Source organism: Streptomyces sp. NPDC035033, from assembly GCF_040636735.1.
Lineage (GTDB): Bacteria > Actinomycetota > Actinomycetes > Streptomycetales > Streptomycetaceae > Streptomyces.
In genome coordinates this window covers 22,984-36,970 of record NZ_JBEZUZ010000014.1, presented here as the reverse complement: position 1 = coordinate 36,970, position 13,987 = coordinate 22,984, and the positions used below count along the sequence as shown (strand labels likewise).

Genomic DNA, 13,987 nt, shown 5'->3' with positions numbered 1-13,987 from the left:
GTGCGGCGGGAGAAGCCCGCGCGGGGCCGGGACCCCCGGCGGCCGGGGTCAGCCGCCGAGCGCCCGGACCTCCTGGAGCCTGCGGACGGCCGCCGGGTAGGGAAGCGATTCGGCCAGGCGCGCGGCCTTCGCGAACGCCTCCTCCGCCCGGGCGGCGTCACCGCGCGCGGCGAGCGCGGCGGCGTGGACGGTACGGGCCTCGGTCTCCGCGATCCGCTCCCCCGTCCGGGCCGCGCGCTCGGCCTCCGCCCGGGCCAGCGCCACCGCCCGGTCCCACCGGCCGGCCGCCAGGTGCGCCCACGCGGTGACGTGGGTGTGGCCCGTGACCCGGCCGAGCAGCACCAGCGCCTCGTCGGGCCGGCCGGAGCGGACCGACCACTCGGCCTGCGCGGTGCGCGCCTCGTTCTCGGCCTGCCGGTCGGCGTTGTCCCGCGCCGCGGCGAGGGCGGACCGGCACAGCTCCCCGGGATCGCCGTCCCCGCCGCGCATCAGGACCCGGGCCAGGGCCACCTGGGCGTACGGGGTCGACCGGCCGGACGGAGCGCGTACGGCCGCCCGGGCCAGCTCGGCGGCCTCGGCCGTCTCCTCCAGCATGAGGTGCAGCTCGGAGAGGTTGGCCTGCTCGAAGGCGACGCCCGACCGGTCGCCGGTCCGCTCGGAGAGGGCCAGCGCGCGCCGGCCGGTGGCGACGGCCTCGCGCAGCCGGCCGGACCGGCGGGCCTGCTCGCGCAGCACGGACAGCACCGACCCCAGCAGCCATGGCTCGCCGAACGCCTCGGCGTGCGGAAGCGCCTCCTCGGCCACCGGCCCCGCCTCGGCGAACCGCCCGGCCAGCGCGAGCGAGGTCGCCCGCAGGGACAGGCCGCGGGCCAGCAGGGCCCGTCGCTCGGCGCTCACGACCTGATCCGCGTACGCGGTCGCCACCCCGGCCGCGTCCCTCGCCTCCTCGTAACGGCCCAGCACCAGCAGGGCCAGGGCCCGGCTGCCGTGGTGGGCGGCGGCGGACTCGGGCCGGACGCCGGCGGCCGGCGGCCGCGCGCCGAGCAGGTCCAGGCCCTCCCGGGCCTTCCGCAGGCCGACGAGCACCTCCGCGAGGCGCCCGGTGGCCAGGACCAGGCCGTCCTCGTCGCCGCGCCGCCGGAGGTCCGCCACGGCCTCGCGCAGCACGGCCGCCGCCTCCTCGAAGCGGCCCATCCGCCGCAGTACGGCCCCGCGGTCGATGCGCGCCCAGGCGGCCTCGGCGGCCAGCGAGTCCAGCCGGTCGGTCAGCTCCGTGTAGTAGCGGTCGGCGGTGTCGTTGGCGTAGAGCGCCGCGGCCCGCTCGGCGGCCTGCCGCAGATACGCGGTGGCGCGCGGGTCACCGGCCCGGGTGAGGTGCGCGGCGAGCGTGTCGACGGCGTCGGGACGGCGACTGCGCACGGCGTCCGCGTAGGCGGCGTGCAGCACCCGGCGGCGGGCGGCGGTGAGCCGCTCGCGGCAGGTCAGCCGGACGAGCGGATGACGGAAGGCGAGACCGTCCACGGTGCGGCCGTCGACAACGATGTCGCGCTCGGTGAGGACCGCCGCGGAGACCGCGGCCTCCGCTCCGGCGGCGGCCTCGGCGGCGGTGAGCCCGCCCCCCGGGGAGAGCGCGGGGGAGGAGGCGACGTCCAGGACCTCGGAGAGCGCCGCGTGCCCCCCGGCGACGGCGACGACCTCGACGACGCCCCGCGCGGCGGGCGCGAGCCGGGACAGCCGCGCCGCGACGAGCTCCCGCACGCCCCGGGGCGTCCCGCTCCCCCCGCCGTCCCTCAGCTCGCGGGCCAGCTCCAGCGCGAAGAGCGGGTTGCCCAGCGACAGGTCCCACACCCGTTCCGGCACCGGCGCCCCCGGCGGCAGACCGAGCACGCCGGCCGCGAGGGCCAGGCAGTCGTCCCGTACGAGCCGGTCCAGAGCGACGTCCCGGGCCAGACCCGCGCGCCGCAGGGAGGCGAGCACGGCACGGCGGGGATCGTCCTCGGGCAGCTCCTCCGGGCGGTAGGTCACGGCGAAGCGCAGGGCGCCGGCCGAGCGCCGGGCGAGATGGCCGAGCAGGTGGAAGGAGCCCGCGTCGGCGGCGTGCAGGTCGTCGAGGACGACGAGCACGGGCGCGGTGGCGGCCAGGTCGCGCAGCAGGGCGGCGGTGGCGGCGAAGAGGCGGTCGCGCTCCTCCTCGGGGCTGCGGGCGGCGTCCGAGCCGGTGCGGCCGAGGGACGGCAGGAGCGCGGCGAGCTCCGGGTAGTCGGCGCCGGCGCGGGCGCGTTCGGCGGCCGGCCGGTCCGCGAGCCAGCCGTCGAGCGCCTCGACGAACGCCCCGTACGGGGTGTGCCCCTCGGCGTCGTGACCGGCGCCCCACAGCACCGCGGCACCCTCCTCGGCGGCGCGCCGCGCGGCCTCCGTGACCAGCCGGGTCTTGCCGAGGCCCGCCTCCCCGCCGAGGAGCTGCACGGGGCACGCGTCGGGGGAGAGGAGTTCCGCGAGGGCGCTCGCGCGGCCGTGCAGCGGACCGGGCGGCGGCGTGCGGAGCGCGGGGGGCAGGGCGGTGCCGGACGGCCGGGCGGTCCACGCCCCGCCGCCCGGCCCGTCGAGGGCGAGCAGATGCAGCCGTTCGGTCCGCGGACCGGGCCGGATGCCCAGCTCGGCGTCGAGGGCCTCGCGGCAGGCGTGGAACTGCGCGATCGCCTGGCGCCGCAGCCCCTGCCGCAGATAGGCGCCGATCAGCAGCTGGTGGGCGCGTTCCTCGGCGGGACTGGCGGCGAGGACCTCCCGGGCCGCGTCGGCCGCCTCCTCGGCGGCGCCCTTCTCCAGCAGCGCGGTCCCGTGCGCCAGCCGCAGCCGGTCGCGGAGCTCGCCGATCCGCCGCCGGCGCTCCCCGGCCCAGTCGGCGTACCGGTCCTCGGGCAGCAGCTCGCCGGTGAACGCGGCGAGGGCCTCGGCGAGCCCGTCGGCGCGCCCCCGCTCCAGGGCCTCGGCGGCGAGCCGCTCGGCGTGGTCGGCGTCGACCCACACGGTGTCCGGCTCCAGCCGGAGCATGGCGCCGTCGCCGGTGAGGTACGAGGAGGCGGCGCGCGGCGCCAGCTCCGGCTCCAGCGCGCGCCGGGCGGCGTGCAGGGCCACGCGCAGGCTCCCGAGGGCCGCCTTCCGGTCCGCGCCGGGCCAGCACGCCTCCATCGCCTGGTCGCGGTGGAGCCGGTGGCCGGGCGCGACCGCGAGCAGTTTGACCAGGGCCCGGGCACTGGGCCGGGGCCAGCGGTCGGCGAGCGGCGGGCCGCCGTCACGGGTCACCCGGAAGCCGCCGAGCAGGTGCAGACGGAGCAGCGGGGCCGGAGCGGCCGGGCCGGTGGTGCTGGGTGGGTGTGCCGTGTGCATGAGGCGCAACAGACTAACGCCCGCTCCTGTGCGCCCGGACGCGGGCCCGCGTCCGGCTCGGGTCCCGCGCGCGACGGGCTCCGCCGCACGCCCGCCGTCCCCTTCGCGCTCACGGGAAGGGGACGGCGGGCGTACGGGGCGGTCCCGCCGGATCAGGCCTTGTCGACGGTCAGCGTGATCATCGACCGGAGCGCGGTGTACGAGCCGCTCACCGCGCTGCCGGTGAGCGCGGCGGCGCGGTCCGCGCCGTAGCCGTCCCAGTTCAGCAGGACGACCTCCTCGCGCCCGTCGCCGTCGAGGTCGGCGGCGAGGAACTCGCGGGCGCCCAGGGCGTTGTGGGTGGCGGCGGCCGCCGGGTAGCGGGCGCCGGACGTGAGGATCGACGCGTCGTAGACGGACGCGAAGGTCTCGCCGCCCGCCACGACGAGGCGCCGGCCGTCCGGGCCCGTGACCAGGGCGCTGCTGCGGATCTCGGCGAGCGTGAGGACCTGCTGAAAGGCCGTCGGGTCTCCGGTGTAGGCGCGCAGGGAGACGAGGCTGCTGCCGATCAGGCCCTCGGGAGCCGTGTACCAGTTGGCCAGGGTGGCGTAGCCGCCCGCCTTGGACTCGTGCAGCACCTCGCCGGTGCGGCTGTCGCGGATCTGGACCATGGTGGCCAGCTGGTTCGGCGGGGTCTGGGCGGAGTCGCCGCGGACCACGTAGGTGAAGACGACCGCGTGGCCGCCGGCGTAGGGGATGCCCGGGCCGGCGAAGGTGCCGGCGCGCAGCGGGATGCCCAGGACGGCGCCGGTGGTGCCGGTGGCGGGCGCCTTCTGGGCGAACGACCAGGCGACCGAACCGTCCGCGCCGTTCAGCCCGACCCCGCCCACGGGGACGGCGGGGCTCGCCGGGCCCATGCCCCGGGTCTGGTACTGGGCGTAGACCTTGCCCTCGGAGGCCGACAGGTCGGCGAAGGCCGGGGTGCCGATCTCCGCGGGTGCGGCCCACTCCCACTTCAGGGCGCCGGTGCCCTCGTACGCGCGGACCTTGTCGGTGGCCACGGCCACCTCGGCGGCGCCGTCGCCGTCGAGGTCGGAGGCGACCACGTCGCGGACGTACGCGCCGCCGCCGTCGATGGTGGTGAGCACCTCGCCCGTGGCGGCGTCCACGATCGCGGCCGCCGTGTCGGCGGCGACGACGAGTTCGTCGTCGCCGTCGCCGTCGGTGTCGGCCTTGACGATCCGGTGGACCTGTCCGGGCAGGGTGGCCGTCCACAGCGGCTTCGGCGTGCCCGCGACCGTCGACGGGCCGTCGTAGGCGAACAGGCCCCGGGAGACGCCGCCGACGACGACGTCCTGCTTCCGGTCGCCGGTGAGGTCGAGCGCCACGGCCGAGGAGACCGGGCCCTGCAGCGGGGTGAGGCTCTCCTCCTTGCCGTTGGCGAGGTGGTAGACGTGGACGTTGTGGTGGGTGTCGACGGTCCGCAGGCGCCGACCGCCGTCCTTCGCGAACACCTGCGCGCCGATCTGCGCGCCGACGATCCCGCGCTTCTCCCACTTCACGGCGCCGTTGTTGCCGGCGAGGACCGCGAGGCGGGCGTGGTGGGCGCCGCCGCGGTTGGCGGCGACGGCGGAGTCCCGGTCGTCGAGGTAGGAGGCGACGATCCTGCCGTCGACGGCCCGCAGGTCCCACGGGACGCTCGCGTCGGAGCCGGCGTTCTCGGACGGCTTGACGGTGCGGGCCCACAGGGGGGACGCGTCGTCGCCGTTCAGCGCGCGCACGCTGCTGGAGTCGAGGAACGGGCCCGAGGCGGAGAGCGTGGCTTCGGCGACGGTGTACTCCGGCTCGGCGTCGCCCCGGAGGTCGCCGATCTCCAGCGCGGTGGCGACGGCGTTGACGCGGGTGCCGAGGCCGGTGCGGCCGCCGTCGCCGAGGGCGTACGCGGCGATCTCGTACCGCATGCCCTCGCTGTAGTCCGACTGCTCCAGGGCGACGACCCGGCCGCGGGAGGCGTCGAGGCGCAGCTGGCGGACGTAGTTCCGGCCCGACTTCTCCCACCGGAGGCCGCCGTCCTCGGTGTCGATCACCAGGGTGTGGCCGCTGGGGGTGAGGCCGGGGGCGTAGCGGCGGGACTGGTTCCAGGAGGCGGCGAGCAGGCCGTCGCCGAGGGGCTCCAGGGAGCCCCAGGCGACGCCGGTGTAGGTGCCCGCGTCGTACGTCCACGTCTCGGCCGGGGTGAGCCTGCCGTCGGCGTGGGAGAAGCGGATGCCGTGGAGCGTGGTCCTCGAACCGGCCGGGGAGTTGAGGTTGTAGAACGCCGAGTCCGCGACCACGAGGGTCCTGCCGACCAGTTCGACGTTGTACGCGGCGGCGTAGAGCTTCGACCACAGCGTCGTGCCGGTGGAGCCGTCGAGCACCGTCACGAAGGTGCCGTTGGGCAGGGTCGAGCCCGGCGAGGTGAAGGGCCGGTAGGGGAACACGCCGACCTTGGCGGTGAAGACGAGGTCGTCGACGCCGTCGCCGGTCAGGTCCCCGGTCGCGTAGCCGTCGTCGGAGGAGGCGTCGAAGGGGCTGACGGCGTTGAAGCCCATGACGACCGCCGCGGGGTACGGCTCCTTCGCCGCCCGGGGGGCCGGGGTGACCTGCCAGTCGGCGTGCAGCGAGGCCGAGTCCCGCTTCCACCGCCGCTCGCCGTCGGCGCTCATGCGCTGGAGGACGCCCAGCGCGTGGACGGTGAAGTAGTCGCCGTCGGTGCCGCCGACCGCGATCGTCCGGGCGGCGCCCTGGACGCCTTCGACGGCCGAGCGGTTCGTCAGCTTGAGGGCGTCGGTGCCGGCGGTGGTGCCGGCCGTCTCCGTACCGGTCTCGCCGGCCGTGCCGGCGGCCTCCCGCGCGGCCCGGGCGGTGTCCAGCGCGTCGAGGCCGTGGGCCCCGTCGCCGTACACGTCGGGCTGGAAGCGTCCGGCCAGCGCTCCGGCCTGGGCGTCGGTGAGGGCCAGGAGCCCGCTGTCGTCGGCCCGGGCGGCGGCCGGGGCGGCGCCGAGGACCAGACCGGCGGCCATCAGGGCGGAGGCGAGGCGCAGGCCCCGTCGGTCGGTGCTGTTCATCGTGCGTCCTTCGGGGTGAAGCGGATCGCGGTGCCGTCGGAGAGGACGGCCGAGTCGAAGGAGTGGCCGAGGCCGTCGGTGCCGGCCTGGTTCTCGATGCCGGTGGTGGCCGACGCGCCCCGCTGGAGCGGGTGCGGGCCGGCGCCCTCGTACTGGAGGGTGATCGCGCCGGTCGCCTCGTCGAAGACGGCCTCGAAGGAGATCCGGACCGTGGGGGCGGCGACGAAGGCCGCGTCGTTCCAGACGATCGCGAAGCGGCGGGCGCCGGGGGTGCCGGTGGTGGCGGTCTGGACGCCGGACCTCTTGTCCAGGACCAGGTCGTCCCAGAAGGCGGCGACGACGCCGTCCGGCCGGGTGGTGCCGGGCAGGGCGCCGTTCTCGTAGTCGCCCAGGCGCGGCTCCAGGAAGCCGATCAGGCCGTTGGTGGTGACCGAGGCGCTGGTGTACTCGGCGCCGTAGAAGCGCACCGGGAAGGGCAGCGCGACGGTGGTCGCGTCCTCGTCGCCGGTGAGGGCCACCTTGGTGCGGCCCGCGATCCAGGAGGAGGCGACCGGCGCGCAGCTGTACGTGCCGGCGGCGTCGGTGCGGTTCGGCAGCCGCACGGTGGCGGTCTCGTCCCCGTCGACCGTCAGGGGCCGGGCGGCGGGGCCGTCGCAGCGGACCGGTGCGGCGGGGTCGGCGGTGAGGGTGAAGGAGCCCTCGGCGACGTCCGGGACGGTGAAGCGGCCGGCGGCGTCGGTGGTGACGGCGGCGACCGGGGTGCCCGCGACCTTCACGGTGGCGCCGGGCAGCGGCTTGCCGGTGACGTCGAGGACGGTGCCGGTGACGGCGTGGTGCGGTACGGCGTCGAGCGCGAAGTCCTTCGTCGCGTCGCCGCCCGCGGCGACCTCGTACCCGGTCACGCCGGCGCCGGCGTAGCCGTAGCCGCCGAGGGTCAGGGCGTAGCGGCCCGCGGGCAGGGTCAGCCGGTAGGAGCCCTCCGCGGTGGTGGTGACGGTGCGGGTGACGGTGTCGCCGGCGGCCTTGACGGTGATGCCGCCGAGGCCCGCGCCGGTGGCCCCGTCGGTGACGCGGCCGGTGACGACGGCCGCGGTGTGCGGGGCGGCGTCGACGGCGCCGAGGACGTCGAGCCTGCCCTCGCCCCAGACGTTGTTCATCCCGGCGGTGCCGCCGCAGTGGGTGTCGTCCACGTCGCGGGCGGAACCGTTCAGGAGCGCGCGGGTGGTGTCGATGTCACCGATGAGGGAGGGGGCCTCGGACCAGAGCAGGGCGACGGCGCCCGCGACGTGCGGGGTGGCCATCGACGTGCCGTTGAGGGCCTTGTACGCCGAACCGGGCCAGGTGGAGCGGATGTCGACGCCCGGGGCGGAGATGTCCGGCTTCGCCGAGCCGTCGACCAGGGACGGGCCGAAGCCGGAGAAGGAGGCGATCTTCCCGGCGGCGTCGTAGGCGCCGACGCCGTAGGAGGGGGCCTGGGCGCCCGGGGCGTGGGCGGTGGAGCAGGTCACGCCGTCGCCGTCGTTGCCGGCGGCGAAGGCCTCGAAGATGCCGGCGGAGTTCCACGCCTCGACGATGTCCTGGTAGAAGGTGGTGTCGCCGCCGCCCCAGGAGTTGTTGACGATGTCCGGCGCGAGGTCCGGGCGCGGGTTCCGCCCGTCGCGGTCCGTCGGCGCGAGGATCCACTGGCCCGCGGCGAGCAGCGAGGCGTCCGAACAGGCGGAGGACTCGCACCCCTTGGCCGCTATCCAGGTGGCTCCGGGGGCGACGCCGATGCCGCCGGAGGCGACCATGGTGCCCATGGTGTGGGTGCCGTGGCCGTTGTTGTCGCACGGGGTGCCGGAGGTGCCGCACTGCCCGGTCGGGTCGTACCAGTTGTAGTCGTGGCTGAAGGCGCCGCCGCCCAGGTTGCCGCGGTAGTTGCCGACGAGCGCCGGGTGGTCGTACTGCACGCCGGAGTCGATGTTGGCGATGACGACGCCCTCGCCGCGGTCGCCGTACTGGTCCCAGACCTGGTCGGCCTTGATGTCGGCGACGCCCCACTCCGGAGCGGTCGTGACGTCGGCGGCGCTGTCCGCCGCCGAGGCGGCCTCCACCTCGTCGAGCGCGTACTCCCGCTCCTCGACGATGCGGGCCACGTCGGAGCGGGCGGCGAGCTCCTCGACGACGCTCCGGTCGGCGGTGGTCACCAGCAGGGCGTTGGCGATCCAGTAGGACTCGTACCCGACCTTCTCGCGGTCCAGGAACGAACGCAGCGGCTTCTGGCTGTCCGCCGCCTCCGTCCGCAGCGCCTCGAAGGCGGCCTTCGCCCGGGCGCCGTGGCCCTTCGCCCTCTTCGCGGCGGAGAGGTCGGCCCGGTCCTTCAGGACGACGAAGAACCGCGACTCCTCGCCGTTCGCGACGGCGTCGAGCACGGCGGCGTCGACCCGCGCCTGCCGGGGGGAGGTGGCGGCGGCGGACGGGGGGAGCGCGACGGCCGAACCGCCGAGCACGGCGGCGAGGGCGACCGCCGCCCAGGCACCGCCCCGGCGCCGTGGTGTGCGGGAGACATTCATCAAGGGGAACTCGCTTCTCATGACGGGGGGACCGCCAGTCGGCCGAGTGGTTCTCACCGGCACGGACCGGGCGGTGCCACACGCTAGGAGGAGCGCGTTACCAGGGCATTACCGGGCTTTCCGAGGGGGCCGTCCCCCGGCCGACCGCGGAGCGGGCGCGTTCCGCGCGTCGCCGCCCGCCGTCCGCGCGGGTGATCCAGGATGGCCTGATGGTGTCGAGGCACGGGGGTCTTCCCCGGGAAGCGTTCAGCCGCCGGGCGTTCGTGGCTCTCCTGGCGGGCGGCACGGCGGCGGCGGCCGGCGGCTGCTCGCCGGAGGCGTCCGGGGGCCCGGGCCCCGGCGTGGGGGAGGAGGAGGCGGTCGAGCGGGCGTACGTCTTCCTCGACCGGCGGGTGGACGAGGCGGCGGGCGGCGTCCGGCAGGGGCTGCCGCGCAGCTACACCGGCGGCCGGATGGAGACCCACCACTCCACCGTGGCTTTCACCTACGACGTGGCGCTCACCGTCATCGCGTACTGCGCCCGCGGGAGCGACGCCGACCTGGGACGGGCCCGCGCCCTGGCCGGGACCCTGCTCGCCCTCCAGGACGGCGACGCGGCGGGCGACGGCCGGATCCGCCAGTCGTACGCCTCCGGGAAGGTCACCGCGGCGGACGGGCTGCCCGCCGTGGCCGCCGCCGACGCCTTCACCGGCGCGCAGGCCTGGACCGGGCTGGCCCTCCTCCACGTCCACCGGGCGACGGGCGGGACGGGGTACCGGGACGGCGCGCTGCGGCTCGCCCGGTGGATCCAGGACCACGCCGAGGGGGCCCGCGGCATCCCGGGCTACACCGGTGGCGTCCCCGCCTCCGGCGCCGCCCTCACCTGGAAGTCCACCGAGCACAACATCGACGTCGCCGCCCTCTTCCGCCGCCTCGCCGGCGTCACCGGCGACCCGGCCTGGTCCGACCGGGCGGCGGTCGCGACCGGCTTCCTCGACGCCCTGTGGGACGCGGACGCCGGCGCCTTCTGGACCGGCACCGGCACCGACGGCGCCACCGTCAACCGTTCGCCGGTCCCGGAGGACCCGCAGAGCTGGTCCTACCTGGCGACCGGGGACGCCCGGCACGCCGGTTCGCTGGACTGGGCGCTCGACCACCTGGCCGCCGAGGACGGAGGGTTCGCCGGCGTGTCGGTGAGCGACGCCGACACCTCCAAGGTGTGGTTCGAGGGCACCGCCCACATGGCGGCGGCCCTCCGCCGCCGGGCCGGCGACGGCGACGGCGAGCGGGCCGGCGACCTCCTCGCCACCCTCCGCGCGGCCCAGGCCCACGCCCCGAACGCCGACGGGTACGGCATCGTCTCGGCCTCCTCGGACGGGCTCCGCACCGGCGACGGCGACACCCTGTACGCCAGCCTCCACACCGGCACGACGGCGTGGTTCGCGCTCGCCGCGCAGGGCGCCGACCCCTTCCTCCTGGAGTGAGGGGTCAGGTCAGCCAGAGGGCGCGGACCGTCAGCAGCGCGGCGACGAGCAGCACCGCCAGCAGCTCCCACCACAGCAGCCGCCGGTCGTGCCGCCGGTCCTCGGCGGTCAGCTCCGCCACGTGCCGCGCCAGGTCCTCGTCCGCGCCCGGCTCCCCGGGGTCCGCCGCCCTCATCGCCCCGCCGCCACCTTCCCGGTCTTCTCGGTCTTGTCCCAGGTCAGTTCCGCGTTCCGCCGCTCCTGCGCCCAGGCCGCCACCAGGCAGGCCGCGAGCAGCGAGCCGTACCCCACCAGGTGCAGCAGCACCGGCGCGAGGAACCGCATCCGGGTTCCGGTGAGCAGCTTCGCGAGCCAGGCGAGGGGCAGGGCGAGGACCGTCCAGGCGTAGACCGCGATCATCAGGAGCTGCGGCGAGCCGTCGTCCGTGAACAGCCCGGCCCGCTCCAGGAGCGGCAGGAAGATGCCGGGCAGAGCGGTGACCACGAGGATGCAGGCGGAGACGATCCCCGGGTAGAGCAGCGCCTCCCGCCAGCACCGCCGGAAGGTCCCCGGGTCCACGGCCGCCGCCATCAGGATGATCAGCAGGTAGCAGACGAGGTTGATCACCCACAGCCAGTGGAAGAGCTCCCACGAGCGGTCCGAGTCGGTGAAGTAGAGGAAGAGCAGCGCGGCCGAACAGACCGTCAGCAGCACCGGGGTCGCGAGCAGCGAGTACCAGATCAGGCCGAAGAGGACCGAGCCGAGCCGGTGCCCCTCCCGCCGCTTCCAGGGGCGGAACCACAGGTGGCGGTAGCGGTGGGTCACCTGCAGGTTGCCGCGCGCCCAGCGCAGCCGCTGCTTCCACAGCCCGGCCAGGTCGCCCGGCTCCTCGGCGAGCACGGTGGCGTACCCGTCGAAGACGACCCGGCGGCCGGCGAGCTGGGTCTCGAAGGTGGTGACGGTGTCCTCGGCCAGGGTCGAGGTGTCGATCCGGCCGCCGATCGCCTCCAGGCTCGCCCGGCTGTGCAGCTGTGCCCCGCCGGCCAGGCAGGCCACGACGCCGAGGACGTTCTGCGCGCGCCGGGCGGCGGCCTGCGCGGTGATGTACTCGAAGGCGATGTAGCGGGTCAGGTAGTTGCCCTGCCTCCCGCTGCCCTCCTTGATGTACGCGGTGACGGCGCCGACCCCGGGATCGGCGAGGTGACGGGTCATCCGCAGCAGGGCGTCGCGGTCGAAGACCACGTCGGCGTCCATCACGAGCACGGCCTCGGCCCAGTCGTCGTCCAGGACGTGGGCGAGGCCGTGGTTGAGGGTGTGGGCCTTGCCCTGCCCGCCGTCCTCCCGGCGCAGGTGCACCACCTGACCGGGGTGACGGGCCATCAGCTCCCGCATCACCTCCGGCGTCGCGTCGGTACTGGCGTCGTCCACGACCACGACCCGGATGCGGTCCGGCGGGTAGCGCATGGCGAGCAGCCCCTCGACGGACGAGGCGAGCACCGGCGCCTCGTTCCAGGCCGGGATGAGGACGGCCGTGCGGGGCACGCACGGCGGGCGGTCCTCGTACAGGTGCCGGAACCGCTGGAGGCCGACCAGCAGGAACTGGACGATGGCGACCACGAGGGGCACCGCGCCGAGGAAGACGAGGACGGTCGCCACGACGTGCAGGATCTGGTTCAGGACGTGCACCGTGCCTCCGTCGTCGCCTCGGCGAGCGCCCTGGCGACCCAGCGGAAGCGGCCCACCGCTCCGGCGCGGTGGGCGTCGCTGCCGGCCGCGATCCGGACCCCGGCGCGGTGCAGCAGCCGGGCCGTACGGACGGAGGGGCACCGCCACTTCTCGTTCAGCTCCACCGCCACGCCGCGCTCCCGGCAGACCCGCGCCAGCGGCGCGAGCAGGGCCGCGTCCACGGCGTCCTCGTCGAGCCCCGCCTTGGGCAGCACGCTGAACAGGTGCGCCACGTGGGCGGTCCGGCCCGCCGGGACCCGCGCCACGGCCCGGGCGGTCGCGCGGACGAGCAGCCGCAGGGCCTCGTCCGGCGCGAGCCGTCCCTCGTCGAGCAGGGCCCGTACGGTGTCGGGGTGGGCGGGCCCGTCGGGCAGCGGGAACCGGTGGTCGGCCAGGGCGATGTGCTCGACGCCCGTCAGGTCCCCGGGGAGGTCGATCCGGCCCTCCGTGTCGAGGATCTTCGCCTCGACCCCGCAGACCAGGCCGAGGGGCGCGGTGGCGCGGGCCGCGCGGACGGCGGCGGTGTAGGCCGGGAGGTAGGTGGTGTCGGCGCGGACGTGGTCGGTGACCACGAGCGTGCCGAGACCGGCGGTCGCGGCCGCCTCGACGACGGCGCCGAGCGGGTCGTGCCCGTCGGAGAAGTCGGTGTGCGCGTGGAGGTCGGTGCGGAGCGGATCCGGCCCGGGCCCCGGCCCCGCTTCCGGGGGGCGGGGGCCCCCGGGGGTGGACGACGGGCCGGTCACCCCGCCGTCTCCCGGTCCCCCTCGGCGCCGCGGCGGGCCGCCTCGGTGGCGTCGCCCATGTCGCCGAGTTCGCGCGGGGCGAGGACGACGTCCTGCCAGTGCCGGACGACGGCGGTCTCGCGGTGCGCGATCCGCTCCGGCAGCGGCAGGCCGAGCAGCGCCGCCACCGCCCACTTCGGCATGTCCACCCCGGCGGCGACCGTCAGCGACATGCCGCCGGGCGGGCGCGGATTGACCTCCAGGAGGGCGGCCTTCCCGGCCCTGTTCTCGCGGACCTGGACGTTGAGGACCCCGCGCAGCCCGAGGGTGCGGACGGTGTCCCCGGCGAGCCCGGACAGCTCCGGCAGGTCCAGGACCCGGCCGGCCACGACGACGCCGGAGTCGGTCTTGTCCCGGGCCCGGGGGACCGCGGCCACGACCCTGCCGTTCCCGTCGGTGAGCACGTCGACGGAGTACTCGGTGCCCGGCAGGAACTCCTGGAGCAGGTACGAGCCGTCCCGCGGGAGCCCGGCCACCTCGTCCGCCGAGCGGATGACGACGATGCCGCGCGAGCCGGAACCGCTGCGCGGCTTGGCGACGGCGGGGAAGCCGCCCTCCACCTCCGGCGGCTCGCCGGCGCCGACGAGCCGGGTGTCCGGCAGCCGCACCGCGCCCTGGCAGGCCTCCGCGAGCCGCCACTTGTCCAGACAGGCCTCCAGGGCGTCGGCGGGGGAGACCAGCACCCGGATCCCGGCGGCCTCGAAGGCGCCGGCCGCGCGGGACAGCGCCACCAGCTCGACGTCCACCGTCGGCACCAGGACGTCGATCTCGTGCCGCTCGCACAGGCGCAGCACGGCCTCCGCGTACCCGGGGACGATGCCGGGCGGCACCAGCATCCGGTACGCGCGCGGGACGAGGTACAGGCCCGCGCCGTTGGGGTCGAGGTCCGCCGCGTACCGCTCCGCCACCCCGTCGAGGGCGCGCAGGAAGCACACCCCGGACGGTCCGCCGGCGCCCGTGACCAGCACCCGGGGCGGTCTGCCGAGGGGCAGCGCGAGGTCCGGCACGGGGGA

General features: G+C 76.5%; 8 protein-coding genes. 1 reads left to right on the top strand and 7 read right to left on the bottom strand.

Features of this window, described 5'->3' with window-relative positions; translation table 11 throughout:
• Positions 1-48: 48 nt before the first annotated feature.
• From AB0E83_RS08820 to AB0E83_RS08810, 3 genes are all read right to left on the bottom strand, one after another.
• Positions 49-3,387 carry an AAA family ATPase gene (locus AB0E83_RS08820; protein ID WP_362108033.1) on the bottom strand — a complete coding sequence of 1,113 codons (3,339 nt, stop codon included), beginning with the start codon at positions 3,385-3,387 and terminating at the stop codon, positions 49-51.
• Between the two features lie 152 nt (positions 3,388-3,539).
• Positions 3,540-6,473: a VCBS repeat-containing protein gene (locus AB0E83_RS08815; RefSeq protein ID WP_362108030.1), complete on the bottom strand. Its 2,934-nt coding sequence runs from the start codon at positions 6,471-6,473 to the stop codon at positions 3,540-3,542.
• Positions 6,470-9,025 carry a S8 family serine peptidase gene (locus tag AB0E83_RS08810; protein WP_362108177.1) on the bottom strand — a complete coding sequence of 852 codons (2,556 nt, stop codon included), beginning with the start codon at positions 9,023-9,025 and terminating at the stop codon, positions 6,470-6,472. The genes AB0E83_RS08815 and AB0E83_RS08810 overlap by 4 nt, the downstream gene beginning before the upstream one ends.
• A gap of 263 nt (positions 9,026-9,288) precedes the next feature.
• On the opposite strand from AB0E83_RS08810, the gene AB0E83_RS08805 reads away from it, so the two are divergent.
• The gene (locus tag AB0E83_RS08805; RefSeq protein ID WP_362108027.1) at positions 9,289-10,488 is read left to right on the top strand and encodes a hypothetical protein; all 1,200 of its coding nucleotides are present in this window, start codon (positions 9,289-9,291) and stop codon (positions 10,486-10,488) included.
• Between the two features lie 4 nt (positions 10,489-10,492).
• Here the strand turns inward: AB0E83_RS08805 and AB0E83_RS08800 are convergent, their stop codons facing one another.
• The 4 genes from AB0E83_RS08800 to AB0E83_RS08785 are packed head-to-tail and all read right to left on the bottom strand — an operon-like array spanning position 10,493 to position 13,981.
• Positions 10,493-10,663, bottom strand: a complete 171-nt coding sequence (locus AB0E83_RS08800) for a hypothetical protein (RefSeq protein WP_362108024.1) — start codon at positions 10,661-10,663, stop codon at positions 10,493-10,495.
• Complete coding sequence (locus AB0E83_RS08795; RefSeq protein ID WP_362108021.1) at positions 10,660-12,153, bottom strand: glycosyltransferase family 2 protein; 1,494 nt, start codon at positions 12,151-12,153, stop codon at positions 10,660-10,662. Before AB0E83_RS08795 ends, AB0E83_RS08800 begins: the two co-directional genes overlap by 4 nt.
• On the bottom strand, positions 12,141-12,935 hold the full coding sequence (locus AB0E83_RS08790) for a PHP domain-containing protein (RefSeq protein WP_362108018.1): 795 nt from the start codon (positions 12,933-12,935) through the stop codon (positions 12,141-12,143). The genes AB0E83_RS08795 and AB0E83_RS08790 overlap by 13 nt, the downstream gene beginning before the upstream one ends.
• Positions 12,932-13,981 carry an ATP-grasp domain-containing protein gene (locus AB0E83_RS08785; RefSeq protein ID WP_362108016.1) on the bottom strand — a complete coding sequence of 350 codons (1,050 nt, stop codon included), beginning with the start codon at positions 13,979-13,981 and terminating at the stop codon, positions 12,932-12,934. The genes AB0E83_RS08790 and AB0E83_RS08785 overlap by 4 nt, the downstream gene beginning before the upstream one ends.
• Positions 13,982-13,987: the final 6 nt, after the last annotated feature.